We start from the raw sequence: 24,712 nt of genomic DNA on the forward strand, positions 1-24,712 counted from the left end.
TGTAACGATTTAATTCGCAAACTTACAGACTACAATCAAAATCGGCGCTGTAAATTACATTGTTTAACGACAGAGCCGAAATGCGTAGACGCCAACGAACTCCGCTGCTCATGCCTTCAACAAAGCTTCCGTCTTTATGTCCATATCAGCGAGAAGACTTTTTCGAGCCGTGTCCGTTGTCGCCGCATGCGCTTGGCGGCATAATTCTATGACCTTGCGATGGCCGACGTTCTTGGGGTCAAAGCGTGGAATGCTGAGATGCTTAAAAATATTACTGACCTGAATTTGGATCGTGTGGCTCTCGACATATTCACGAACCAACGCAGAATTTAAAATCCCGCACACAAAATAGGCTGTGTCCGCATCAGTAAAGTCAGCAAAAAAGACCTTATGGTCTGGCACATAAGGGCGCTTGCCATTTAACGGCATCTTTGTGTTTTCGACGACAACGGCTTCAAACGTCGATGACTGTTCCGCCCACATCACTTTATAGGGGGCAAAAGTGTAAGCCCCTGAATTGTAAACGACATAGTATGGAGCCGTTGGTTGGCGCTGTTTATAGGTTGCTCGGGTGCTAAGTTTGGTCTTAAAGGCCTTGAAGTATTTCTCTGTCAATTTCAGCGTGGCCATCTTGGCCATAGCGCTCGCATAGTCCGCTTGCTGGATTCCTTTGTTCGGAATGAACATGTAGAGATCGTCCTCGATGTGCAAGTGGCATGCGGAAAAGTCGCCAGCTCCCTTTATCAAGGGATATAAAAAATCCGGCTCGACCCAAAATTTGCGAGCTGGGCCAATATCGGTTCTCCCCGCTTCTGGACGTGTCTCAATTTGAAAAAGATTCTGCGCTTTATCCGTGTCAACGATGCGCACCATATAGACGCCATTCAAGTCAGTGGTAACGCCTTTACGGCCCGCGATCCAATCGCTTCGGCCTTGGATCTTGGCCATGTCCTTGAACCGGCCTTTCGGCAAAACCGCCCAAGGCGAATTTCCTCCTTCGACCGGTATTGCCTCCCAATTTTTAATGGCCACACGCTTTTCAACATCGTTTTTTAGCAATGATTCAGGGATAACCGCACTAGCTGATCCTGCTTTCTCCCATATTCGATAGGGGATCGGGTAACTCGGCTTCTTGGTGGCGGCAACCTTTTGCAAGCGCATGATTGCCGACCTATTTGCCACTTTAGCGAACGGCTTAAGCTTCCTAAGGTCATCAACTTCAACCGGAATAAAGCTGGCATTCTTGGTGATCGAAAAGCTACGGAAACCTTGGGACGACGGCGACTGAAAATGTGTTTGTGTAATGACGAATACAAGCGTTCCGCCGTCCTTCAGCCACTTGTCTCCGACCGTGTAAGTTATCATGCCGGAGATATCGAGTTCATTGCCACCATGGAAAGGCGTTTCAGAAAAGATCGCGTATTGCTCGCACGTAGGCTTAATGCGGTCGCGATATATTTCTGGAAGATTTGACCAACGAACCCATGGCGGATTGCCGATAATCAAATCAAACTGTCCCGCAACGGCAGACCAAAAAAAGTTTCTTACAATTCGAAACCATATCCCGTTCCAGGCCTGCTGATGCAGCACAAGGACTTGGCCATAGGTTTCAGCAAGCGCGTCACGCCATTTCTCCGCTTCGATCGCCGTGATTATGTTTTTGGCGATCAGAACCCTTTCGACAAGCTCATACGGCGCCTGATCTTCAACAGAGTCACCCATTACTAAGAACGCATCATCAAGGCGCGAACGGTCGAAAGCCAAGGTCGCGGGCAAAACCACTAAAAGGTCTGATTGCGAGCTACCGATGCGATATTTCACATCACCGTTGTGATCCTCCGGCACATGCGCCGGAGAGTACACAGCATCCGCCAAAAGGATGGGCAGCTCAATTTCGATCTTCGCCGCTGCAACGAGGTCGGCGATTGCGATAAGAAAATTGACCCGCGACGCCTGTACCGCGAGCGGATTCAAATCGAATCCCCAGACATTGGCGAGGATATTTGCGAGAGTCGCTTTCGCATCTAGTTTCGCGGCTTCTGCCGCTTTTCTTTTCCGACGAATGGCCTCTAGCAAAAAAGACCCGGAGCCGCATGTTGGATCGAGCACTCGTATAGAAAACCAGTCTTTGACCGAGGCACGATCACACGCCACATCGACGAGCCAATCCGGCGTATAAAACTCTCCAAGTGCCTTGCGAAGAACCTCAGGTATCAGCGACTGATAGAAGGCTTTCAAGACATCTCGTGAGCGCGCCGCGTTCAGGTCATCCATTCTGTATAATGAAAGCTGCGTAAGGAGTCCGCGTATGCCGCTACAAATCGCTCTGCGACCGCTGGCCGATAGCGACGCATCTGCGTACCAAGAAAATACAGCCTCCTCCACAAATCCCTTTATTCGCGCCCCTTCAAAATAGGCGCTTCTTTCCACTTCTCTATCGAGCGATCTGAGAAGTTCATCGTCTTCGTAACCGAGTAAGTGTTCGCAAAAGTCCGGGTGAGCTGTGAGCTTATATTCCGCCACGATCTCGGCAGCGAGCAACTTCATCAAAAACGCGTTATAGGTGTGAATTGTAAAAAGCAGGGCGGCGACCGCGTCATTGTTCGGCAAATCTGCCATCATAGGTATCTGCCGTTGGATGGCGGTGGCTTGTGCAGCCGATAAATCCGCTACCTGGCCGAACAAAGTCCGCCATTCCTCAAAAAGCATTTTAATTTTGTTGTTTCCGCCCGCTTTAACGTGCGCCGCCAGCTCCGCGCTAAGCACCTGCATCATGCCGTGGCCGATTTCCGCCTCATGACCGAAATCCTCGACAAGATTATCGGCGGTAACAGCGCGGCGTTTAGAGTCGGCGCAGGCTTGGGCGACGAGAGAAATAGACGCTGCGTTAAACGGAAGCAAATTTCTGGCGACGATCTGGCCGTCCTTGTAAAAGGCGAAGCATATATGATCGCCGTCTGTCGCTATACCAATATAGTCCTCAGGGGCAAGCCCTTCTTCTTTCGCCCGCCGTGGAATGTATTTATGAAGCCTGTCATAAATCGCTTCCCTGAAAGCTGGGCTCGCCGTGCTGCCCCTGAATAGTCCCTTGTCCTTAAATTCAATAATCACTTGGTTGTAAGACGCATCGTTCCGTCCGCGCTCAGCATGGAACGCTATCCCGAGTTCGTTCTCGATGTGCTTTAACCAGCTCTTACGAACCTCTTCTTCGTTCGCCCAATTGTGGCTGTCTTTTTTTAGTTTGGTGAAGAGGGGCGACACGGAAAATCCTTTGATTTACTAACCGAGAAGTCTTGAAATTGTGCCTCGACCGACACCGTAACTAACGACAGGGTCGCGCGTTTTCTGATCGTGCGCAAGGCCGCTGACAGGCTCTTTGATCTGATGCCGCGAGAGGTCGGCTCACGTCATTTTGACGCCAAGAGCTAAGCAGCTCCAGACCCGGCGCTCGAGATTAAGCTGGAAATCGGCCGACCGTGCGTTCGTCGAGCGCGACCGTCTTGATGAGCGCGAAAACCTGATCGCCGAGACTAAGGCCAAGATCGTCGATGGCGCGGCGCGTCGCCATGCCAAAAAGCCGTCCGCCGCCGTTGAGCGCGATTTCGACCGAGGCCAGCGCGCCCTCCCTCTCTATCTCGCGAATCTGGCCTTCGAGCACGCTGCGCACGCTGAGATTGCGCGGCTGGACGGCGGAAAGCGTGACATCGGTCGCACGCACCATGATCCTAACCTTGCTGCCTCTGTCACCCGCCGGGCCCGCGAGCCAGATGGTGCCGGCCGGATGCAATAGCTCGGTCAGGCCATAGCCCTTGTCCTCACCGCCGACTTGCATGGTAAGCACGCTCGATCGATCGAAACGCGATTCCGCGGCTTGCACGGCCGAAGGTCCGAACACTTCGCCGGGATCGCCCGCGGCCTTCACCGTTCCGCCTTCGAGAACGACGACATAGCCTGCGAGCCGCACGACTTCTTCAAGCGCATGCGAGACATAGACGATCGGGATTTTGAATTCGTCGCGCAGCCGTTCGATGAGCGGTAGAATCTGCAACCGGCGCTGGAGATCGAGCGCGGCGAAAGGCTCATCCATCAGAAGCAGTCGCGGACAAGCGAGCAAAGCGCGGCCAATCGCGACGCGCTGGCGCTCGCCACCCGACAGGAGTGCCGGGCGGCGCTTCAAAAGATGCCCTATCCCCAAAGTCTCGACGACGGACCCGAAGGTGATGCCGCGTTCCCGGCGCGGCGCGAACCAGCGGCCGAACAAGAGATTTTGCTGCACCGACAAATGCGGGAAGAGATGCGAATCCTGAAAGACAAGGCCGATGTGGCGGCGATGGGGCGGAACGAAAATGCGAGCTTTTGTATCGACGAGCACGCGGCCATCGAGAACAATGCGGCCTTCATCCGGCCGGCTGAGGCCCGCGATGAGACTGATCGTTAGGGATTTGCCCGAACCCGACTGGCCGAACAAAGCCGTAATCCCGTTATTATTGGAGAAAGCCACCTTCAGCACGAACGCGCCGACCGTTCGCGTGACATCGACCTCGATCATTCGAAACTCGCGACACGTTGGTTGGCGCGCTGCTGGATCAATTCGGACGCGATCAAGGTGGAGAGCGCGATGATGATCGAAACCACGGTCAACCGCATGGCGCCGAGATCGCCGCCCGGAACCTGGGTATAGGTATAGATCGCGGCAGAAATGGTTTGCGTCTGCCCCGGTATGTTTGAAACGAATGTGATCGTCGCACCGAACTCGCCGAGCGAGCGTGCAAAAGACAGAATGGCCCCGACCACGATGCCGGGCATTGCCAAGGGCAGACTGATCAGAATGAAGGTCCAGAACGGCCCGGCGCCGAGCGAGCCGGCGGCATGTTCCAAGCGCTTGTCGATGGATTCGAAGGACAAGCGGATCGCGCGGACCATCAGGGGAAACCCCATGACCGCGCATGCCAAGGCGGCGCCGGTCCAGCGAAACGACAAGACAATGCCGAGATCGGCCAGAAAAGGCCCGAACGTGCCTCTGCGTCCGAAGAGCAAAAGCAGAATAAAGCCGGTGACGACAGGCGGCAGCACGAGCGGCATATGGATGATCCCGTTGAAGATCATCTTGCCGGGGAAATTCCAGCGCGCCAAGGCATAGGCGCAAAGCACGCCGAAGGGGAGGCTCGCCAGCATCGCAACAGTTGCGATGCGAAGCGACAGCCAGATCGCCGTCCATTCTTCCGGCGATAGATCAGTGAACGTGCCCATTCGTCTTTTATCGCCGCTGATTGTTTGGAGCGGCGGCGTTCCCAAGATGCGCCACCGCTCTATTCCTTATCCGAACATCGGATCGCCCCAAACCAATACCGGCTTTTGGGTCCGATGCTCCAGCCTCTTATTTGTCCAGAATGGCAAAGCCCTGGTCGAGAAATATCTTGGTGGCGGCCTGCGAGCGCATATAGGCAAGGAAGGCCGTTGCATCCGGGTTTTTAGAACCCGCGATGATCGCCGCCGGATAGACGATCGGCCCATGGCTCGATTCGGGGAATGTATCGACCACTTTGACCTTGGGTTCGGCCTTCGCGTCGGTGCCATAGACCACGCCGAATTTGGCTTCGCCGCGCGCAACGAGGGTCAGTGCATTGCGGATATTATCGGCTTGCGCGAGCTTCGGCTCGACGGCCGACCAGATCCCGAGCTTTTCGAAAGCCGCCTTGGCGTAGATACCGCCGGGGCATGAGGCGATCGTGCAGACGGCGATCTTGCCGTCGCCCACCGCGCCCGCGAGATCGAAATTGGGGGCGATCTTAAGCGTCGATGTGCCGTCGGCGGGCTCGATCAGCACAAGCGTATTGCCGAGAAGATTTAAGCGCGTTCCGGGTTTCAGCAGTTTTGCCTTGTCGAGATAATCCATCCAGACGAGATCGGCGGAAATGAAAATATCGGCCGGGGCACCCTGTTCGATCTGCTTGGCGAGGACCGCCGAAGAGGCATAGGAGATCGGAACGCTTTTGCCATTTTGGGTTTTCCATGTAGCCGCGACCGCATCGAGCGCCGTTTTCATGCTGGCGGCGGCGAAGACGACTGGGCCGTCCCCGGCAGCGGCGGCGGGAGCCACCGTCCCAGCCGGCTGTTCCGCGAATGCGCCCGGGGCGACGAGGGCAAGGAAGGCAAAGACCAAGGGTACAAGACCCTGACGGCGTGTCCAATCGAGCATAGTGATGTGCACCTATGTTTGAAGCGGCTTACCTAATGGAAAAGACCGCAGATAGCGCCAGAAGCTGCAACTCGGCGCGGGTTAGCGCGGAAGCTGTAAACTTATTTTTATACACTCTTATGTCTCAGCTTATACAGGACGACAAGTATTTTATATAACGCTATGAGTTGTTTTGAATGATATTCGCAGGCGCTTATTTACCAATAAAAACAAAGGCCCGCCTCTTTTAGGGCAGATTGCGCTAGACTGTGGCCAGTTTCGCTACGAGTAACACGCATGTCCCGCCCTTTCGATCGCCTGGACGAGCCTCTTTCTCTACGGGGGTCGAAGCCGCAGTTCGCCTATCCGGAAAGGCCGCAATCGATCCTGGAGGCTCAAAAGGTCGATAGGCTTTCAGCGCGCAGCGGCGCGGTCACTTATACAGTGACCGATAGTCCGCCCAAGCCGAACGGCCAGGACCGGCGCGACCCGCCTCGGAAACGGACGCGGCTGCGCTGCGGCAAGATTCTGGATCAGCACGGCAAGTTTCTGATCGAATGCCAAGTCCACGACCGGACGGCGGTGGGCGCGCATCTGCGCCTCATAAAGCCGATCGGCCTGCCCCGCCACATCAAGTTCTTCGATGACGAGCAAGGCGTCGTTCTGGACGCCGACGTGATCTGGCGCAAAAAGGGTGAGGTCGGCATTCAGTTTTGGACGAAGTTGAACGGGCAGACCACCCGGTCAGGGCTTCGCAGCACGCTCGGCGGCAAATATTACGCTGTGACCTGAAGAAGCGAACCCGAAAGCGGGACGCTGTCTTAGCCATTTATTGATCTTCGATGATGCCGGCCGACGTCACGACCACCCAATGCCCGCCGCGCCGGTCGATCGAGAGAACCTGATCGCCATTCGGCATGAGACTTCCGCTTTCAACGATAAAATGTCCGGTCGGGCCTGAGATGGTCGCTATGCCGCCGCGCACGCTGCGCAACACATAATCCTTCAGCGGGAGGCGCGGCCCTTGCGGCACATCGCCGGCACTATCGGCCGGGCGCGCCAATGGCCTGACCGTTCCCGTCGCCATAAAATCGATGTTGGGATGGGGAGAACGGTCGGCCGTCTGGTTGCCTGGGGCTCCATTGGGCGCTCCAAGCGGATGCAGCGGCCGCGTAAACAATAATAGATATTCGGAGCCGCCGAAGGTCGGATCGGGAATATCTGCCCTCATCATTGCGAAGGCGAAGACCACCGAGGCCAATGCCATGCCGGCGCCGGTCGCGCCGAGGCCGAAATCGGCTATGCGCCGCAATGCGCGCCTGCGCATGCCGTAGGACGTACGCCACTGCACCAGCCGTTTGCCCTGATCGGCGCTCGCGGTGCTCATGAGCGGCGGATCCAAATCCGGTATCGTATAGTCCGGTATCAAATAGTCCGGTGTCATGTTGCGCGGCATTGTGACTTAAACCTCGACGGAGGCCCCAATCTGTCGGCTACCCGATAAACTCGGCCGCCTCGCGAAGAGACGGGAAGCGGCGCAGTCCCAGTAATGTCTCGATCTCGATGCTTCCGTCGCCGAAAAGCACATAAGCGCGATCCTTCAACAAGCCGCGTTCGACGATCTTGCCGCGCGGCTTGGCGCCGGCGGCCGGAGCGGGTTTCGGCGCCTGCGCTGCGGCCGAATTGGAAACGGCCGGGCTAGAAACTGATCTATAGGTTTGCGCCGGCGTGGCGACACGCGGCGCCGTCTCGGCTTGCGCAAGAGAACGATCGAAGTCCTGGCGCTTAGCCGTCCTCTCAAGCACGGAATCGAAAAAGCGATTGAGCGCGCTGAAGCCCGTTTGCAACAGACCAAGGATGGCAAGTCCGAAGCCCGTCAAAATCGTGCACTGCGCGACGACGGCCGTGCTGATGGACATGACAGCTGGAGACACATGGCCCGCAACACGGGTGACGATATCGGCGAGTGAGACGCCCGAAAAAAGCAGCGTCCAGCCGAACGTCACGATGATCAAACCGATCCACGTCAGTTTGCCGAATTGCAAGGTCCGCGCCTTTCGGCTGGAGGGATTGCCGGTGGATGAGAAAAATGTCACCGCGAAATGTCCTCTTTGGATATGTAGTTGAATTCTTCCACGAGCACGTCTTTCACCATGGGGCTATTCAACCGGACATTGACCTTGTCGACGAGATTTTTGGTCAATGTGGCAATGTCATATTTTTCGAGATGCCTGAAATCCAACTTGTCGTCGGCGTAAAGCGTTTTGAAAGCCTCATCGAGAAGGAAGGCTTCTATCGGAACGGTCGCCTGCTTCTTGTTGTCGGTATTGGACGTATAGGCGAACTGGGCGATCACATAGCCTTGTACAGCGCCATTCGCGATCATCGGCACGTTGATCGGGCGCGTCTTCTCGTAATCCGTCTTATCGATCGCCGCCTGGGCGGCCGCCTCGGCGTGATGCATCTTCACGTTAATCATCGTATAGGCGGACAAGAGCGTGACGGCGCAAATCCAGAGGCAGCTTATGACAAGCCTTGCCATCATCCTCTATCCTGGCTCATCCGCTTTGAATAAGTGCCGTCGGAGTCGCGTTCCTGAATCGCATACGCGATTATGTCGGACACCGCGTGCACCGCCCGCATATGGATTTCGAGAATCGAAAGGTTCTTCTCCAACTTGCCCCGCAGGCGATGCAGAGGGCCTTGCGCGAATTCGAGCGCCTCCTCGTCAAGGACGCGCATGGTCCGGCTCAATTCAAGCACGCCATGGCGTTTCTTGTGATTGAACTCGGAAAGATCCACACCCGTATGCTGTTGCAAGGCTGCCGTTTCGGCATCAAGGACACATTCGAGACGTTCGATCGTATTCAGAAAGGCGTCGAGCATAGCGGTCATGAGGAGGACTCAGGCGTTTGCGGATCGGCTACGGGCAATGGCGCGATCATATTGTTATGCGGCAGGCCATTGCTTATCTGGGGCGCGTGTGCCGCTTTGGACTTCGGCACAAGGCCGAGATCAATCATCTTCGCCGTCTGCTTGCCCAATTGCTCGGCCAGCATGGATCTCCAGACATCGCCAGCCATGCCGCTGCCCAGAGTCGCGTCATGCGGCAAGGTCGTCTCGAACAGATTCTGGAAGACGAGCGCCTCAAGGCCTTTATAAGCCCTCGTCCGCGCATCCGTCGGATCTGCGTGGCCGATGCCCGGCGAGCCGCCCATCATGCCCAATCGCGTCCGCAGATCGGCCGTATTCTCCAAGGGCGGGGACAGATTCTCGAGAACGCCGGAGAAATCGCCGCCGGCCGCGTCGGGGGCGCCCATCTGTACGAGCCGTTGCGAAGCGGCCATGGATTTCACCGGATCCGCCGCTTGCGCCACATCGAGAACAATATCTGAAGGCGGCTGAATGGACAAAGACGATCCCTCACAGGCGTAAGTAGTACTGCTCAGGGTGACGGACCAAGCTTACCGGGGGCTTGCGTGGCGGCGGTGGCCAAGTAGTTCGAGAATTTCTCGGAGCTCCTGGCGTTCGCGCTCTTGCCGCGCCTCGTCTTCAAGCTCGTCGCCCATACGCTGCATCTGGCCGACGCGGCGCAACTCCTCGAGAGTCTTGTCCGCTTGCTCTTGTTTCGCCGTCGAGACCTGGGCTTTTTCCTCGCTGATGCTGCGCAGCCGCCGCATCAGGGCATTGCCAAACAAAGCCGCATAGGCCCCATCCTCATCGACGAAGCGAAGCAGGCTCTCGTGGCGTGCCTGCAAGGCGTCTTCCCGCCGTTCAAGCCCGGCAAGCTTCCATTGCGCCAGGCGATGGAGCTGGGCTTGCACCGAAAGGATGCGCTGCACGGCGCGAAGACGATTCGCCACTTGACGTCACCCCGTCCGAAGCCAGGTCTCAAAGCCCGCCATGAACAATTCGATAAATTGCTTGAAGCTGAAGTAGAAAAGAAAAAGGCCGCCGGCGACGATGAAAGGCGCCGATATGAAGAAAATCGGAATCTGCGGCGTGAGCTTGTTCGTCAGTCCCACCGAGAGGTTCACGATGATCGCGAAGGCGATGAAGGGCGAACTCACCCGCAACGAAAGAAAGAAGGCTTTAGACAGGCAATCGGCGATCTGAATGAGACCGAATTGCGCTCCGAATCCGGTGGACACCGGAAGGGCCTGATATGACGCGACGATGCCATGCAGGATCTCCCAATGCAGATCCATCACAAACAGCAAGACCGTCGCCGTCAATGTAATCAGGGTCGAAATGGCAGGCAAAGGCTCCATCTCGTCGATCGGCGCGCCAAGCGCGCTCGAAAGGCCAATGCCCATCGCGATCGAAGTCGCCAAAGTTTCGAGCGCCGCGAAAAAAATCCGCCCGAGAAAGCCGATCAAAATGCCGATCAACACTTCCGATAGAAGAAGCTTGATGAGTTCGATGGCCGAAGCATGAATGAAAGAAGGCTGAACTTCCGGGCCCAGCAAGGGCGTCAAGGCCAAGGTGATCGACAAAGCCACGAAGAGTCTGACATTGACCGGAACACGGTCGCTGGAAAATCCCGGCATCAGCATGAGACAAGAGCCGATGCGGCAGAACAGGACGAAAACCGACAAAACCGCGTTGGAACCAATATCCGTCATGAGATGGAGCCGAGCGATTTGATCTCGATTCCCCGCGCGATTTCAAGATGCGACAGAACCGGAAGCGTCGCAAAGAGGCGTTCTACCACCATGCGCACATAAGGCCGCGCTTCCGGGGTCGCGACGAGCACAAAATTATGACCCTGATCCATCCGCTCGCGGATCGCCGCCGAGGCTTCCGTGCCGAATTGCTCGACCATGGCCGGATCGAGGTCGAATTCGATGATGTCGCCTTTCGCATCCCGCTTCAGGCTTTGATGAAAGGTCAGATCCCATCGATTGCCGAGACGCAGAACTTTCAGCACATTATTATCCATCAAATCGCCGCAGATCTGCTGCGCGATGCGCATGCGGACATGTTCGGCGACCTGTTCCGCCCGCCGCACATGCGGCGCGATCTCCGCGATCGCTTCGAGAATCAAATGCAGGTTTCGAATGGAAACGCGCTCGGCGAGCAGAAGCTTTAAAACGGCCTGCAAGCCAGAGTAGGAAATCTGTCCGGGGCATATATCGTCGATCAGCCGCTTATATTCCGGACCGAGACGGTCAAACAGCGCGCGCATGTCCTTGTAAGAGAGAAGCTGCGACAGGTTATTGCGGATGACTTCGCTGAGATGCGTGAGCATCACCGAGAGATTATCGATCGGATTGAAGCCATTGCGCTTGAGCTCGCCGGTGAAGGCTTCCGAAACCCAGACGGCCTTCATGCCGAACGCCGGTTCGCGCACCGGGTCACCAGGCACATCCGGCTCATGACCGTCGCCGATGATGACCATCAGATCGCCGATTCGCATCTCCTGCATGGCGACGATAGTTCCGTGAATTTTGATCTGATAGGACTTCGAGGGGATCGTAAGGCTGTCCGACAGTTTGATTTCGGGAACGACGAAGCCATATTGCTTGGCGAATTTGCGGCGCATCTTTGCGACGCGATGCGCGAGCTCGCTCTGGCTGGTCAGCAGCCTCCCCGCGAGCTGTTTGCCGAGGCAAAGTTCGATCTCCGACGTTTTCAAGGATTCTTTGACGGATTCCTTTGCTTCTTTTTGCACACGTGCTTCGACCTCGGCGATCTTCGAAGATTCTTCCGCCTCGGCCCGCATCCGGCGAAGCGGGACCACATAGCCGAGCGAAGCGAAGACGCCGCCAAGCAAGGCGAAAGGCAGAAACGGCAGCCCTGGGATGAGTGCCAGAAGCACCATCAGCAGAGCTGCGACGAAGAGCGCACGCGGATATTTGATGAGCTGGCTCAGAACCGCCTGCTCTGTCGAGCCGCGGGTTCCGCCCTTTGACACGAGCAAGGCGGCGGCCAACGAAACGATCAGGGCCGGCACCTGCGATACGAGACCGTCGCCGACCGAAAGCTTGGTGAACACATCGGCCGCTTCGCTAAGCGGCATGTTGTGGCGGGTCGTGCCGATGACGATGCCGCCAAAAATATTCACGGCCAGAATGATGATGCCGGCGATCGCATCGCCGCGCACGAATTTGGAAGCGCCGTCCATCGAACCGAAGAAGGAGCTTTCTTCTTCAAGCTCCCGCCGGCGGCGCTGTGCTTCCTTGTCGTCGATCAGACCGGCGTTCAGATCCGCATCGATGGCCATCTGCTTGCCGGGTATGGCGTCGAGCGTAAACCTCGCTCCAACCTCGGCGATACGCGTGGCACCCTTGGTGATCACGACGAAATTGACGGTCATCAAGATCGCGAAGACGATCAGACCGATCACGAAATCGCCGCTCATCACGAGCTTTGAAAAGCCGCCGATGATATAGCCGGCCGCCGTCACGCCCTCCGGTCCGTGCGAGAGGATGAGACGCGTCGTCGCGATATTGAGCGCAAGACGCAAGAGAGTCACGACCAGCAGGATCGTCGGGAACGCGGAAAAATCGAGCGGCCGCTGGATCCACAAGGCGACCATCAGGACCAGCACGGACATAGCGATCGAAAACGCCAGACCGAGATCGATCAGAAAGGCCGGGACCGGCAGGAAGAAGATGGACAGGATCGCGACAATGCCGATGGCAAAGCCGATATCGCGCCGGCTCTTTGGATCCGCGACGGCGGAGCTGGTCAATAAGGCTTCCGCCATGGTCTCCCGCGCTTTGCTCTATTCACGCCGCGGCGTCAAAGCCCCGGCCGAATCCCTCCGGCGCGATGTGCCGGGCGGGAAGACCAAAGTCCACTTTCGGCCGGCGAGGGCTGTCGCCCAACGCCGCGGTTCATGAGCCTTTGTGCAAGTTGAAGCTTGTGCCAAGGTGGCGGTTCGGCGAGGCGCCACCAGACCAGGGCTCAATAGCCCTTTTCAATCCGGGAATAGACCTGCTCGGTAAAAGCATAAACTTGCCCACCAATAAATGGCGCGGCCAAAGTCATGACGACGAAAATCGCCAGAATTTTCGGAACGAAGGTCAGCGTCATCTCTTGGATTTGCGTCAAAGCCTGAAACAGCGCGATGACCACGCCGACGCCCATGGCGGTCCCGACCGCCGGCCCGGAGCCTAGAATGATCGTCCAAACCGCGGAGCGGATAATTTCGAGAGCGTCGGCTTCGTTCATTGAGACGCCGTCGGATTGCTGATCGTTATGCCATTGGCAAGCGACATCGTGCTTCCGTTCGTCAGTGTCGCCGTCGCCGTTCCGTCGCTTGCGATCGTCACCGATGCGACAGTGCCGCTCGTCTTGCCATCCGCCGACGCCACATTTTTTCCGATGAGGCTGTCGGCTTGAGACAGCGTCGAAGAGGTGAGCATGGCGCTCAGCGTCGTATTGGTCTGCACCTGCTGCTCAACCTGCGAAAACGATGCGAGCTGGCTCATATATTGAGTCGGATCGGTTGGCTGGGTCGGATCCTGATTTTTCAGCTCGGCGATCAGCAGTTGCAAAAACTCATTATAATTGACAGTGGGCGTCGATGCTGTCGAGGAACTCGACGACGAAGACGTACTTGACGTTGACGAGTTGACTGGGCTCACTGTCATGATGGCACCTTTAAGCTGCTTGGTTGGGTGAAACGGCCATTCCACTCATGATTTCGGCTTCTATTGAAAATAAGCCCCGAATGCATTTCAAAGCTTCGAAGATTCGGTTCATTTGAACGAGCTGCGCAACATTCCTCAACCCGTTTACGACTTCTTCTTGCTCGAATGTTTCCGTGGTTCTGCGAATGGACTCGTTGAACATCTCATGCGCCGCCGCCGCATCGCCCGGATTCATCAAAATGACCTGGACGATAAAATAAAGCTGACGCAGCGGCGTATTTGCCTCTTCAACACGCATCACATGCGCTTCCAAAAGGAAGGTCGCATCATTCAAAAGCTCAAGCGATACCTTTCGGTCGACGCGTAAAACCGCCCCGTTGATATAAAGCTTTTCGCCCGCACGCAGCGAAATATGCATAGGTTCATCTCACTTCAAACCATCGCGGATGATGCCGCAGATATCGATCAAACCTTCAAAATTATCGGATTTGCCGAGGCTGATCATGTCCGCCTCTTTCGTAACCCAAATCCCGACATTGATGAGGTCGGCCTTAAGCACATCGGGCAGATCGTTTTCCGGATTTACGAGATCTTCGATCAGAACCATCCATAGTTTGCGGACATAATGGAGGGCTTCGATGGATTCACGCGAAGTCCGGCCTTTCTGCTTCGCAGCCGTCAACAGCTCGAGCGCATGATCGAGCGCTTCGCGTTCCCGATTGCGGGAACTTTGAGGATCATCTTCCAAAACTTCGGCATAGGAGAATTGATACATGGATTTATTCGCGCCCTGATCCGCCGACATTGTTCTAGAGATAGTTCACGAGGCTAAGCTTGTGCAGTTGAGACGTCAGCGAATAGGCCGTCTGGATCTGCGTCTGCAAAGTGTTGACCTTCGTGGCCGCATTGTAGGCGTCGGCACTTTCAAGATTATTGACCTGCGTCGACAGAATGGTCATCTGAGCCGACATCTGATTGTTGGAGGTCGTGATCGAAGATTGCACAAGGCCGACGTTGGATTGGATATTGGTCAATCCCGTGACTGCGCTCGACAGCAAGGATTGCGCTTGGGTCGTCATCGCTTGATAAGCGTCGGAGCCGAGATTTTGACTGCCAAGGGCCGAAACCATCGTGTAGGCCTCGGCGAGCTGTCGAAATGCGGTCTGGTTTGCACTGACCGACGTGTTCTCGGTATTGCTATTCGAAATCTGGCTAGTCAGCGTCTGGTCGGACGCGGACGACCAGCCTGAACCGGTCGACGTCGACCAATCGCCCGAGAACAGGCTGTCGAAAGCTCCGCCTGGGGCAAGAAAGCTCGACATTTGAGCGCCTGTGGTCGTCGAGAAGTCCGGTGGATTTCCGAATTGGGCCTGAATAGCATTGTTCACCGCGGCTGCGTTCGGAGCACCACTGGCAAAAAAATCGGTGATCGGCGGATTCGACGTGTTCGTGCCTGCGAAGAGATAGCTACCGCCCAGCGTCGAGTTCAAATCCGAGGTCAGGGATTGGAGACCGGACGTCGCGGATGTCTGCAGAATGGACGAATTGGATTGAGTGCCCTGATTGGCAATCAGTGAATTCAGAAAGCTTTGAGCCGTCGTCTGCATATTGCTCAAAGTGCTTTGTGTGGTGCTGAGACGCGTGGCCGCCGTGTTATTCGTCGTCGTCAGCGTTTGCATGAATGATTGCTGCTGCTGCAACGAAATGGCGCCGCCTGTCGACGCGCCGAGGGAAAGACCCACGTCCGCATCTTGTCCCGTTGAGAGCTCTATTTCGGCATTGGCGAGCTGCGATTGCATCGTATTGACCGACTGGCTCAAGAACGATGCGAGCGACGCGGTCGAGATCGAAGATATCGTCATGACGTAGAGCTAACCCCCATCGAATACAAAAGCGTGCCAAACATGGTGTGAATGGTCGACATCAATTTGGCGGACGCTTGGTAAGAGTTTTCCAATTGCAGCATTTGCGACATTTGACTGTCGATATTGACGCCGGTCGTATTCGAAAGAGCCGTAGTTGCCTGGCTCAGCAAGGTGCTCTGATATGTGCCGGCAGAGGACGCATCCGATCTTTGGCCTTCGAGCCAGCTTACGGAAGCGGTCGCATAGTTGCTCAATGTATTGCTCGTTCCGATGCCTCCAGCAGGATCAAATGTCGCCGTCGCCGAAAGATTGCTCAAGAGCTGATTGAGCCTGCCGTTGTAACTGGCATCACCGGATGTATTATAAGTGTAGGCCGTGCCCGACGGATCGGAAATGCCGCCATCGCGCAAGAGCAAGGCATTTCCGCCTTGGTTTGGATCAACGCTCGCATTCACTTCGATCGTGCCGGCCAGTCCCGTGTCGCTCGCGGGCATCCCGGTTGCGCCTGGAGTCGTAAACAGACCCGGCTGCGTCGCCCCGCCGCCTCCGCTCTGGTCGGTCTCGGCGAAGGCGCCGATCAAATTGCCCGCGATCGAGTCCAATTGAGACTGATAAGTGACTGCGACATTGTCCCGCAAATTCGCAAGGCCTGCGAGAGCCCCGGATTGGATCGGCATCGTCGAGCCACTTCCAGTGATCGGAACGCCGTCGACGAATACTGCATTGCCGGTGGTCGAAGACGTATAGGCGGCAGTTGGATTGAATGTCACCGTGCGGGCCGTTCCTTGAAACAAGGTGACGCCGCTGTCGGTATAGATATTCATGCTGTTGTTCGGACCGCCGACCGTCGTAATGCCGATCTGCTGAGAGAGTTGCGTCAGGATCGAATCGCGGCTGTCCTCCGCGTCCGTCACGTCGGTGCCAGCCAAAGTCCCGCTCGTGATCTGCGCGTTCACGGTTTGAAATTGCTGCAACAACGAGTTGATCTGACTGACCGACTGACTCATGCTGGCATCCGCTTGTTCGCGAACGCCTTGCACGGTCGAAGTGGCGCTGTTTAAAGATTGCGCGAGCGTCTGCGCCGAACTGACGGCCGCATCCGCCAAGGCTGAGTCGCTCGGCGATGCCTGGTAAGATTGCAGCGCATTCGTGAAATTGCTCAGCAGTGTCGATGGCGATTGAGAAGCCGACCCGTCACTCGTCGCGCCGACAGTTGCCTCGAGCTGTGTCAGACCGTTCGAAATCGCAGTTTGTGTCGCCGAAGACGCGGTCGCATTCAGCATATTGTCGAAGAGCGTCTGATTTTGGACGCGCGTGACCGAGACGACTTGCGCGCCGCCATTGGTCGTCGTCGCGACATTGGCGGTTTTGGTGTTAAAAGTTCCAGTATCGTTCGCATTCGCTATATTGCGCGTCAGAACCTGCGTTTGGGCAGTGACCGCATTCAAAGCGGATTGAGCGATATTTGTAGCTGTTGCGAGGCTCATGGTACGGGCTCTATAGATACGAAGAGATGGTAGACAGCATCACTTCAACATATTGACGAGCTCACTTAGAAGGCTGGAACTCGTTTGGAACACTTTCGAGTTCGCTTCATACCCGCTCTGCGCCTGGATCATATTGGTCAACTGGGTTGCAAGATCGGTGGTCGACAATTCCAAAGTTGAAGACTTCAGCGAACCGAGACCTCCCTGTCCCGGCGTTCCATAGACCACGTCGCCGGAGAGGGCGTTCGCCTGCCAGACATTTCCCGAGATGGGGACCAGACTGTCGGGGCTCGGCACATTGCCAAGCGGAATATCGAAAATAGGGACTGTCGCTCCGTTGGCATAAACGGCCGACATCGTGCCATCGGCAGAGATGCTCACCCCGGTGACGCCGCTTGGAGCATTGCCATTCACAGTCGCCGTCGTAGGCGTGTAGGCCGCATCGAGCTGCGTCATCCCGGCGATATTCAAGTTGAGCGTCTGAGTGCCCGTACCGCTATTCGGAATGGGAATCGCAACAGAAGACGGGGTCGTAAGAGCGCCAGTCGTGGGATCGAAGGTCAAGGTCTGTGTCGCCAGCGGCGTATCGGGGACGCCGCCATTGGTATAGGGGAACCCACCGCCAGAAGCCGCATCGGCCTGATTGTAGACAGACATTTCCCAGGTCGGGTTTCCGGCGCCATCGGTGCCTGTATTCGTCATATAGATGTCGAGCGTAACAGGCGTCCCAAGTTCATTATAAGTGACGACCGAAGTTTTATCCGTGTAGGTCACCGGGGCCGTATTGCTCGATGGCAAATTGGCCGGCGCCACGACCGGAGTGGACGACGCCGGAAGGTTTGCGGAGAATGTTCCAGACGTCGTCGGCGTTGCCGTCAGAGCCGCCGAACCGACATTGACTGGGACAAGGCCGGCCGAACCATTCGCCACAGCGCCCGCCGCTCCCGCCGCGAGGCTATAGCCCAAGAGCGTATAGCCGGCGGAGTTGACGAGATTGCCCGAGGAATCCGGTGTGAACGAACCGTCGCGCGTCAAGAATTTATTGCCGGCCGCATCTTGAACGGCGAAGAACCCGTTTCCGCTGACGGCGAGATCGGTGTTCGTATTCGTCGACGAGAAACCGCCCTGCTCGGAATTGAGATAAGCGAAATTCGTCGTGACTCCGGCACCATTGAAACTGGTCGGGCTGGCGCTGCTGACAACGTCAGCGAATTGAGCCTCGACGTCTTTGTAGCCGGTCGTATTGGAATTCGCGATATTTTGGGAAATGGCCGTCAGTGTGTTCGATTGAGCGGCCATCCCGGACACGCTTGAGTTCAATGCACTGAAGAGGCCCATCACCATTTCTCCGCGTCTAAGTACGCAGAGTAAAGGCGGAAGAGCTTGTGTGGAGCTTGCGCGAAGGGGTCAAGCTTCCGGTTGGAAAACAAACGAAATATTAATAACTTCGTAAAAAGTCGGCGACGCGATTTTTTCGCGCGCACGACGTTAAGTTCATGGGCGAGCAACAGGCGGAAGCGCGCCCAAGCGACGCGTTCAAGCCCTGTTTCAATCTCAAGGCAAGTGAAGCCGCAATCGGCTCATAGTCGAGCCCGCGCGGATCGGTCGCTCCGTCAAACCGGCACGCGATGTAAGCGTGTTGGAAGCAGGCTTCGTGTCCGTTACGGCCCGGCGCGTGCTTATCGGCGCCTGCTTATTGGCCTGGTCTTGCCGGCCGTGTCGGGACGAGACCTAGCGGCCGGTTCTCAGACAAGGCAGGCGAGCTATCGTATTGACCGCGCGCAGTGCCTGTGGCGAGAACAAGCCTGGACATAACGCGCGATCAGTTTTCGTGCTTGCGCTAACCGGCCATCGCTCAGCCGGTGATGTCACCCAACCGATATCCGAGATAGCGAACGGAATTAATCGGATCGTAGCCGAGCTGCCGCCGAAGCTTTTTACGCAGCTTGCTGATGTGGCTTTCGACGACATTCTCTTCAACATTCTCGTCGAAGATTCCATAGATCGCATTGAAGATCTGCGCCTTGCTGACGCGCCGTCCGCGATTGCTTACGAGATATTCGAGAATACGGCGCTCGCGCCGCGGCAAAGGCAACACCGAGCCCTGCACTTCAGGATCGCGGCCATCGAAAAAGACCCGCATCTCGCCAACGACGGCGTGATCTTTCTCGGTTTCCAACCGGCGGCGGATCGCGCCGACGCGCGCCAGAATTTCTCTGACATGGATCGGTTTGCGCACGACGTCATCGACGCCGGCAGCAAAGAGATCAAGAGTCTGTTCGAGCGATGGCGTTTCATTCATCGCGATAACGGGAGCGCGTGAGCGTTCCCGGATCATCTTGGGCAGACCTACGCGGTCGCGGCAATCGCCGAGAAGAAAAGCTTCGACGGCGAAGATGTCCCCGTCACCGACCGTTGCAACCCATTCACGAAAATCCTCCGGGCAAAAGACCGCCGAAGAAACGCCTTCACTTCCGAACCGGCAGGCATAACCCGCCGTAACAATTTCGCGTTCGTCAACGATCACCAGCACCGGACTGCCCCCCCGAATCAGTTTGTCTCGGTGGTTTAATGTTTTAGCAACGTCTGTTCATTCGTCAAATGTTACCACCCAAAATTTCCTCAGACGAAATGAGGAGTTAGCTGTCATTGCATGGCTGCAACACAGCAAGTGATTCAATTTGCTCGATTATGAGTCACTGACAAAAAGATCGCGCGTTTGCGGTCCATTCGCCGAAGCCGGTGGCGACCATATTGGTGATCACCGCGCAGACATATCGCTTCTGCGCCGGGTCATTGTTCGGCCCCGCATGATAGCGCGCGGCCGCCAAGGTCCAGCTCCCCTCGCGGGTCTTAAGGTCGCGCAAGAACTGCGCGGCATAATCGACATTGAGATGGGGGTCGAACATCTCGTCGATCGAGTGGAAGTGGCTCGCATGATAAAAATGATTGATCTGCATGCAGCCGATGTCGATGAGTTTGGCGCCGGTTTTGCGGGCTTCTTCGAAGCGCTGGATCGCTTCTTGAACATTGGCTGCAAAAAAGGACGGCCCTTCGATATTCAAGGCGTAAGGGTGCAGCGAGCCCTTCTGGCCCGTCTCTGTCAGGCCGACGGCATAGAGCACACCCAGCGGCACATCATATTTTTTGGCCGCGCGGCTCATCTCGCGTTCGCAGATATTCGAAGGTTCGGTGCTCGCCTGCTGCGCGGCCTTAGACGTAAACGCCGTCGCCGACAGTCCGAGTGCCAGAAGAATCGGAGCCGCTCTCCCGATTGAGACCAGCCGCGGTCTCACGACCCCTTTGTGTTGGAGACTGATCATTGCCATTGCGGCCCCCGTTCTGAGACAGGCCGGAAGCCGAAGCATCACTGCCGGCTTGTTGCTGGCCCTGCCCCATTGTTGACTGACCATTTGAAGGATCTTGCTGGGCCCCTTGCATTGCGGCGGTCTTCACCACAAGGGAATCGACCGAATAGCCGAGCGTTTGGAGCCTGTCCGATAGGCTGCCTTTGTCCTTTTCGATCAAAGATGTGGTTTCGGACTTCGCAGCTTCGAGCTGAAGATCGAGGCCGGAATCGGCAAGCCGCATGGTGACCGTCACGGTGCCAAGCGAATCCGGCTCAAGCGACAAGGTGAGTGTCTTGATCATGGACGTCGATGGCTGCGATGTCGCAACGGCGCCCGCATCCGGGCTCTGGCTGCTCGCCGCGGCAGGCGCGCTGCCGGGCGAATCCGCGCTGGCTAAAGGAGCTGCCGCAGTCCCCGCCGCCGAGGCGATAAAGTCGGCAATTTGCACCGTTGGGGAGAGATGTTGAACCGGCGCGAGATGGGTTTGCGCCTCGATCGAAGATATCTTCATCTTGATGGTCTGCGAAGATGCTCCGTCGCCTTCGGACGAATCCGTCGACAGGTTAAACGCGTCTGTTTGCGTTGCGGACGGCAGAGAATCCTGCTGCGATTGAACGCCGCCCGCAGGCGCCGTAAACGAATGAGCAGCCCGAGCCGGAGAGCCGTTCGAGAGTGGCGCTGGGGATTGCAGGACGTTCGATCCGGACCCGGCCGCCCCGGCAAGCTTGCCCGAGGTTTGCGTTGCCACCGTATTTTGAGCGCTCAGCGGCATTGCCATCATGGCCGCGGCTGCCGAGGCAGGGTCCAAAGACGCATTCGCCGGTTGAGTCGTGTCCGCTATGGCGGGCGCATCCGAACTCCGGGAAGCCGGTTTCGCTTGCACCGGCGATTGCACATTGGCTCTGGGCAAGACACCGCCTGGCGTCTTGCCTTGCATTTGCGCCAACGCCATGTCCGCCGCCGTATCATTGGCAAAGGCGATCGAAGTCTGCGGCACCGAAGCGCCGACCTGACCCTTATGACCCATGCCCGAATTGGAACCGGCCCCGGAATTTGCCGCGGCCTCTGACGTCTGCTTTGCTGCGAGCGCCGAGGTCTCGGCCTCATTGCTCTGTGTATTGCCGGCCAGAGTCGCAAACAGCGTCGAAACGGCGGTGGACGACTCTCTTCCAGATTGAGCGCCGGTCTCGATCGCCGACGATGCCGCATCTGAACTTTCGGCCGTCTGTTGACCGTTCATATCCGCGTTCAAGCGCGCGAGCTGAGAATCGAAACCTGTTTTGCTTCCATTATCCTTGGACGAGCTCGCTGGACCCGCTTTTCCTTGCGCATCTCCGGTCAGCGCCGCGAACAAGGCTGAAACGGAATTGGACTGGTCTTTTCCAGGCGCAGACTGATCGTTCGATGCGGACGAGGAAGGCATGGAATTGGCGTCTTTGGCAGCGGGCTCGCCGTTCGCGTCCTGACTAAAACGCGCGAGATGGGAATCGAAAGCCGCCGTGTCTCCATTATCCTTCGCCGCACCGGCTTGCGAACCGATTTGGTCGAGCAATGGACTGGGACTGGCCTGCGCACTGCTGATTCTGGTCAATGTGCGTGCTCCTTGAGAAGCCGGTCCGCGTCGGAAATCGCCTTCTGCGCGAGATCGATCACTGGTCCTGCCGCGGCTGTCGCCGTTCCGTCGCGCCCAGGGGCTTGCGGGTTCGGGTTCGGCTCCGCATCGTCGGGGTCGGCCGACATATCCGGCCACTCCCGGATTTGCTTCGCGATCGAAAGGATCGCGGCTTTCAGTTCGGTATCCCGTTTCGACAATGTCGAACCATCGAGCTCTTTGAGCTTGGCCAATCCCTGATCGTAGTTATTAGTCAAGATCAGCGCCGCGGCGTCATAAAGCTTCGCGCGCATCTCATCCGGACTGCCCTCTTTAGTGACGGCCATCGCCTTTTCGGCGGAAAGGCGCGCGACGGGAGCATTTCCATTGAGGATGGCCGCCTGCGCAAGCAGCATATAGAGGCGAAGCTGATCATCGGCTTCAAGATCGCCTATCGGCTTTACGATCTTGGAGAATTGTTCCGGCTCGCTGATCAGGCCGAGACGGGTGACAGTGGCGGAAAACCGTTGCCTGAAATTGTCGGCATAGACGGAATTGCGAAACCGCCGCAAATATTGGCTCGATAGAAGCACGAATTTATTGAGCTCCGTACCTTCGCCCAGGTTGAAGATTTCCCGGCGCAACGCCGTCTCTTCGACCAATGTACCCGGCGCCAAGACGCGGGCCAGATCGAGAAGCTCGTTGCCTTTATTCGGATCGTCATGGCTGATCAGCGAAGCTTGAACGAGTGCCACATGTCCGGCAACCGTCGGCGGCAATGATCTCGCATCGACATCCATCAAGATTTGCCGCGCCTTTGCTTCGTGTCCCTCGACGTAGGCAAGCGAGCCTTCCATCAATTTCTTTTCGAGCTCTGGGCTGTTTCCGATTTTGAGAACCTTGCGAATGACGCGCACCTGACCGCCGCTGAGCGTATAGGATACGACCGCTCTCGCGTTCTTCGCCTGCCGCCAATTCTGCGGGTCAGCGGCAAAAAGCCGGTCGCCCATTTGCGCGATGACGTGCGGCAACGCATTTTGCGCGGCGAGATTGCCCGTTACGACCTCATCCTGGAGCGCATCCAGGGAACGGACAATTTCAAAGGGGGACTTGGTCGGCGCCGGAGCTTTTGCCAAGGCCGGAGGCCTGATGTCCGTCGGAGGCTCGGTCACGGCTTGTTCAGCCTCCGCCGCCAAGGCAAGCCCTGGCATCAGGAGGCAAAGCGCAAATCCTATCGCGCCTGATCTGATCACGGCTTGTCCTTTCGCACCAGAATCTCAATGCGCCGATTCTCGGCAGCCAACGGATTATTCGCTATTTTCAATCGATGATCCGCGTAGCCTTCGATCCGTTCGATCCGCTTCTCGTCCAGGCCGCCACGCACCAGCATGTAATGCGCCATTTGCGCCCGCGCCGCGGAAAGCTGCCAGTTGTCGTAAGTCCCCGACTTGTAGGGCCGGCCGTCCGTATGTCCGCGAATGATGATCATGCCCGGATGGCTTTGCAGCAATCGCGCGAGTTTCTCCATCACCTCGATGGTCTTCTTCTGCGGCTCTGCCGAGCCGACCGCGAACATCGCGTAATTGGCCTCATCGGTCAGACTGATGAGAACACCCTCGGAGGTACTTTTGACCTCGACGTTCGGCGCCGTCTGCGAGGCAGAATCCTTATGCAAGGCGGCGACGATTTCGCTCTGCAGTTTGCCTGTCTCGGCCTCGTTGGCATGCGTATCGGCGGCGGCCAGTTGGGCGCGCGCCTCGGCCGCGGCCTGTTGGGACAGCGGCTGATCCGCTCCGGCGTGAGTCTGGCTCTGCGTTTTCGAGGCATCTTTTGACGGCAAGGGTGCTTTTTCCTTCATCGCCGCTTGAGGAGGCGATGAGGGCGAAGGAGGCGAAGGGGGATTCACGGCTTGCGGCGCGTTTGGCGCTTTTGGGGGCGCTTCTGATTCGACGGAGGGATTCGCGGGAGCGGTAAGAGCCGATTGGCGGCTGTCTGGTCCCGGCGCGCCGGCCGTTGCGTCCAAAGCCGCTGCTTTCATATCTTCGGACGCGTCAGGCGCTTGAATGCTTGCGGCGGCATTTTGATTTGACGCCGTGCGCTGGGCCTCTTCTTGCGGAATGGTCGTGAACGGATCGCGAAAACCATCGGTGGTCTCGGCCGTCACCTTTGACTCGCCGTCGCCATTTCCCGACGCCTGTCCTTTTGTGCCCTGGTCCGAATGTCCCGCGATTTCGGACAAGACGGCATAAGGATCGCGAAATAGAGCGGCTTCATCGTGCTTGGGCGTGGCACCAAGATCGTACAGGCTCCGCTTGTCGGGCGCCGGCGGCAGTTCAAGCTTTTTCTCTTTCTCGCTTTTCGGCGGCGCCTTGGACGGCCCGCCGCTGTCGTCGGGATCGTTCAAACCTTTTTTATTGCTGGTTGCCTCGGCCAGTTTGACGGGATTGAAATAGCGCGAGATCACGACACGCTGTTTCGGATTCGTCGCGCTGATGAGCCAAAGAACCAGAAAAAGCGCCATCATCGCAGTCATGAAATCGGCAAAGGCGATTTTCCAAGCACCGCCGTGATGGTCATCTTCATGGCCACCATGGCGCCTGATGATGACCAGCTCCGGATGCGGCTCATTTGCCATACGGT

The 24,712-nt window shown here is 57.0% G+C and carries 25 protein-coding genes; 1 reads left to right on the forward strand and 24 read right to left on the reverse strand.

Going from position 1 to position 24,712, the window contains the following annotated elements; translation table 11 throughout:
* Positions 1–108 precede the first annotated feature (108 nt).
* From A3OQ_RS0118690 to modA, 4 genes are all read right to left on the reverse strand, one after another.
* Complete coding sequence (locus tag A3OQ_RS0118690; protein WP_020176965.1) at positions 109–3,261, reverse strand: Eco57I restriction-modification methylase domain-containing protein; 3,153 nt, start codon at positions 3,259–3,261, stop codon at positions 109–111.
* Positions 3,262–3,454: 193 nt separating this feature from the next.
* Positions 3,455–4,549, reverse strand: a complete 1,095-nt coding sequence (gene modC / locus A3OQ_RS0118695; protein ID WP_020176966.1) for a molybdenum ABC transporter ATP-binding protein — start codon at positions 4,547–4,549, stop codon at positions 3,455–3,457.
* Positions 4,546–5,250, reverse strand: coding sequence for a molybdate ABC transporter permease subunit (gene modB, locus A3OQ_RS0118700; protein WP_020176967.1), 705 nt, complete (start codon positions 5,248–5,250; stop codon positions 4,546–4,548). The genes modC and modB overlap by 4 nt, the downstream gene beginning before the upstream one ends.
* A 127-nt stretch (positions 5,251–5,377) precedes the next feature.
* On the reverse strand, positions 5,378–6,199 hold the full coding sequence (modA, locus tag A3OQ_RS0118705) for a molybdate ABC transporter substrate-binding protein (protein WP_020176968.1): 822 nt from the start codon (positions 6,197–6,199) through the stop codon (positions 5,378–5,380).
* A 276-nt stretch (positions 6,200–6,475) separates the two neighbouring features.
* Between modA and A3OQ_RS23775 the strand changes: the two genes are divergently transcribed.
* Complete coding sequence (locus A3OQ_RS23775; protein ID WP_020176970.1) at positions 6,476–6,970, forward strand: hypothetical protein; 495 nt, start codon at positions 6,476–6,478, stop codon at positions 6,968–6,970.
* Positions 6,971–7,007: 37 nt separating this feature from the next.
* On the opposite strand, the gene A3OQ_RS23780 is transcribed toward A3OQ_RS23775, so the two are convergent.
* The 20 genes from A3OQ_RS23780 to A3OQ_RS0118820 form a co-directional block, all read right to left on the reverse strand.
* A complete protein-coding gene (locus tag A3OQ_RS23780) occupies positions 7,008–7,565 on the reverse strand; it encodes a hypothetical protein (RefSeq protein ID WP_152428526.1) in 558 nt (185 codons plus the stop codon).
* A gap of 106 nt (positions 7,566–7,671) precedes the next feature.
* Complete coding sequence (locus A3OQ_RS0118725) at positions 7,672–8,274, reverse strand: hypothetical protein (RefSeq protein ID WP_020176972.1); 603 nt, start codon at positions 8,272–8,274, stop codon at positions 7,672–7,674.
* Positions 8,271–8,720, reverse strand: a complete 450-nt coding sequence (locus tag A3OQ_RS0118730) for a hypothetical protein (RefSeq protein WP_020176973.1) — start codon at positions 8,718–8,720, stop codon at positions 8,271–8,273. The genes A3OQ_RS0118725 and A3OQ_RS0118730 overlap by 4 nt, the downstream gene beginning before the upstream one ends.
* Complete coding sequence (locus A3OQ_RS23025; RefSeq protein WP_020176974.1) at positions 8,720–9,073, reverse strand: hypothetical protein; 354 nt, start codon at positions 9,071–9,073, stop codon at positions 8,720–8,722. Before A3OQ_RS23025 ends, A3OQ_RS0118730 begins: the two co-directional genes overlap by 1 nt.
* Positions 9,070–9,591 carry a rod-binding protein gene (locus tag A3OQ_RS0118740; RefSeq protein WP_020176975.1) on the reverse strand — a complete coding sequence of 174 codons (522 nt, stop codon included), beginning with the start codon at positions 9,589–9,591 and terminating at the stop codon, positions 9,070–9,072. The genes A3OQ_RS23025 and A3OQ_RS0118740 overlap by 4 nt, the downstream gene beginning before the upstream one ends.
* 51 nt (positions 9,592–9,642) lie before the next feature.
* Positions 9,643–10,041 (reverse strand): hypothetical protein, encoded by a 399-nt coding sequence (locus A3OQ_RS0118745; protein WP_020176976.1) that lies wholly within the window; start codon positions 10,039–10,041, stop codon positions 9,643–9,645.
* Positions 10,042–10,047: 6 nt separating this feature from the next.
* Positions 10,048–10,803 (reverse strand): flagellar biosynthesis protein FliR, encoded by a 756-nt coding sequence (gene fliR, locus A3OQ_RS0118750; protein ID WP_020176977.1) that lies wholly within the window; start codon positions 10,801–10,803, stop codon positions 10,048–10,050.
* Positions 10,800–12,890, reverse strand: coding sequence for a flagellar biosynthesis protein FlhA (gene flhA / locus A3OQ_RS0118755; RefSeq protein WP_020176978.1), 2,091 nt, complete (start codon positions 12,888–12,890; stop codon positions 10,800–10,802). Before flhA ends, fliR begins: the two co-directional genes overlap by 4 nt.
* 200 nt (positions 12,891–13,090) lie before the next feature.
* Positions 13,091–13,357 carry a flagellar biosynthesis protein FliQ gene (gene fliQ / locus A3OQ_RS0118760; RefSeq protein ID WP_020176979.1) on the reverse strand — a complete coding sequence of 89 codons (267 nt, stop codon included), beginning with the start codon at positions 13,355–13,357 and terminating at the stop codon, positions 13,091–13,093.
* Positions 13,354–13,779 (reverse strand): flagellar hook assembly protein FlgD, encoded by a 426-nt coding sequence (gene flgD / locus A3OQ_RS0118765; protein WP_026596010.1) that lies wholly within the window; start codon positions 13,777–13,779, stop codon positions 13,354–13,356. The genes fliQ and flgD overlap by 4 nt, the downstream gene beginning before the upstream one ends.
* A gap of 10 nt (positions 13,780–13,789) precedes the next feature.
* Positions 13,790–14,197, reverse strand: coding sequence for a flagellar biosynthesis repressor FlbT (flbT, locus tag A3OQ_RS0118770; RefSeq protein WP_020176981.1), 408 nt, complete (start codon positions 14,195–14,197; stop codon positions 13,790–13,792).
* A gap of 9 nt (positions 14,198–14,206) precedes the next feature.
* Complete coding sequence (gene flaF, locus A3OQ_RS0118775) at positions 14,207–14,584, reverse strand: flagellar biosynthesis regulator FlaF (protein WP_020176982.1); 378 nt, start codon at positions 14,582–14,584, stop codon at positions 14,207–14,209.
* A 4-nt stretch (positions 14,585–14,588) separates the two neighbouring features.
* Positions 14,589–15,641 carry a flagellar hook-associated family protein gene (locus A3OQ_RS0118780; RefSeq protein ID WP_020176983.1) on the reverse strand — a complete coding sequence of 351 codons (1,053 nt, stop codon included), beginning with the start codon at positions 15,639–15,641 and terminating at the stop codon, positions 14,589–14,591.
* Positions 15,638–17,131: a flagellar hook-associated protein FlgK gene (flgK, locus tag A3OQ_RS0118785; protein WP_026596012.1), complete on the reverse strand. Its 1,494-nt coding sequence runs from the start codon at positions 17,129–17,131 to the stop codon at positions 15,638–15,640. Before flgK ends, A3OQ_RS0118780 begins: the two co-directional genes overlap by 4 nt.
* Positions 17,132–17,170: 39 nt before the next feature.
* Entirely contained in the window at positions 17,171–18,469 is a 1,299-nt protein-coding gene (locus A3OQ_RS0118790) for a flagellar hook protein FlgE (protein ID WP_026596013.1), read from the reverse strand.
* A gap of 517 nt (positions 18,470–18,986) precedes the next feature.
* A complete protein-coding gene (locus tag A3OQ_RS0118800; RefSeq protein ID WP_020176986.1) occupies positions 18,987–19,664 on the reverse strand; it encodes a response regulator transcription factor in 678 nt (225 codons plus the stop codon).
* Between the two features lie 163 nt (positions 19,665–19,827).
* Positions 19,828–20,295 (reverse strand): transglycosylase SLT domain-containing protein, encoded by a 468-nt coding sequence (locus A3OQ_RS0118805; protein ID WP_020176987.1) that lies wholly within the window; start codon positions 20,293–20,295, stop codon positions 19,828–19,830.
* Between the two features lie 49 nt (positions 20,296–20,344).
* The gene (gene fliK / locus A3OQ_RS0118810; protein WP_152428528.1) at positions 20,345–22,072 is read right to left on the reverse strand and encodes a flagellar hook-length control protein FliK; all 1,728 of its coding nucleotides are present in this window, start codon (positions 22,070–22,072) and stop codon (positions 20,345–20,347) included.
* Positions 22,069–23,325, reverse strand: coding sequence for a hypothetical protein (locus A3OQ_RS23030; RefSeq protein ID WP_020176989.1), 1,257 nt, complete (start codon positions 23,323–23,325; stop codon positions 22,069–22,071). Before A3OQ_RS23030 ends, fliK begins: the two co-directional genes overlap by 4 nt.
* Positions 23,322–24,707, reverse strand: coding sequence for a MotB family protein (locus A3OQ_RS0118820; RefSeq protein WP_020176990.1), 1,386 nt, complete (start codon positions 24,705–24,707; stop codon positions 23,322–23,324). Before A3OQ_RS0118820 ends, A3OQ_RS23030 begins: the two co-directional genes overlap by 4 nt.
* Between the last annotated feature and the right edge of the window lie 5 nt (positions 24,708–24,712).

The sequence above is a fragment of the Methyloferula stellata AR4 genome (assembly GCF_000385335.1).
Classification (GTDB): domain Bacteria; phylum Pseudomonadota; class Alphaproteobacteria; order Rhizobiales; family Beijerinckiaceae; genus Methyloferula; species Methyloferula stellata.

Coding starts and splice junctions, on each gene's coding strand:
- modC (WP_020176966.1), bottom strand. CDS start 4,549: ATGATCGAGGTCGATGTCACGCGAACGGTCGGCGCGTTCGTGCTGAAG.
- modB (WP_020176967.1), bottom strand. CDS start 5,250: ATGGGCACGTTCACTGATCTATCGCCGGAAGAATGGACGGCGATCTGG.
- modA (WP_020176968.1), bottom strand. CDS start 6,199: ATGCTCGATTGGACACGCCGTCAGGGTCTTGTACCCTTGGTCTTTGCC.
- A3OQ_RS23775 (WP_020176970.1), top strand. CDS start 6,476: ATGTCCCGCCCTTTCGATCGCCTGGACGAGCCTCTTTCTCTACGGGGG.
- A3OQ_RS23780 (WP_152428526.1), bottom strand. CDS start 7,565: ATGAGCACCGCGAGCGCCGATCAGGGCAAACGGCTGGTGCAGTGGCGT.
- A3OQ_RS0118730 (WP_020176973.1), bottom strand. CDS start 8,720: ATGGCAAGGCTTGTCATAAGCTGCCTCTGGATTTGCGCCGTCACGCTC.
- A3OQ_RS23025 (WP_020176974.1), bottom strand. CDS start 9,073: ATGACCGCTATGCTCGACGCCTTTCTGAATACGATCGAACGTCTCGAA.
- fliR (WP_020176977.1), bottom strand. CDS start 10,803: ATGACGGATATTGGTTCCAACGCGGTTTTGTCGGTTTTCGTCCTGTTC.
- flhA (WP_020176978.1), bottom strand. CDS start 12,890: ATGGCGGAAGCCTTATTGACCAGCTCCGCCGTCGCGGATCCAAAGAGC.
- fliQ (WP_020176979.1), bottom strand. CDS start 13,357: ATGAACGAAGCCGACGCTCTCGAAATTATCCGCTCCGCGGTTTGGACG.
- flgD (WP_026596010.1), bottom strand. CDS start 13,779: ATGACAGTGAGCCCAGTCAACTCGTCAACGTCAAGTACGTCTTCGTCG.
- flbT (WP_020176981.1), bottom strand. CDS start 14,197: ATGCATATTTCGCTGCGTGCGGGCGAAAAGCTTTATATCAACGGGGCG.
- flaF (WP_020176982.1), bottom strand. CDS start 14,584: ATGTCGGCGGATCAGGGCGCGAATAAATCCATGTATCAATTCTCCTAT.
- A3OQ_RS0118780 (WP_020176983.1), bottom strand. CDS start 15,641: ATGACGATATCTTCGATCTCGACCGCGTCGCTCGCATCGTTCTTGAGC.
- flgK (WP_026596012.1), bottom strand. CDS start 17,131: ATGAGCCTCGCAACAGCTACAAATATCGCTCAATCCGCTTTGAATGCG.
- A3OQ_RS0118790 (WP_026596013.1), bottom strand. CDS start 18,469: ATGGGCCTCTTCAGTGCATTGAACTCAAGCGTGTCCGGGATGGCCGCT.
- A3OQ_RS0118805 (WP_020176987.1), bottom strand. CDS start 20,295: ATGAGCCGCGCGGCCAAAAAATATGATGTGCCGCTGGGTGTGCTCTAT.
- A3OQ_RS0118820 (WP_020176990.1), bottom strand. CDS start 24,707: ATGGCAAATGAGCCGCATCCGGAGCTGGTCATCATCAGGCGCCATGGT.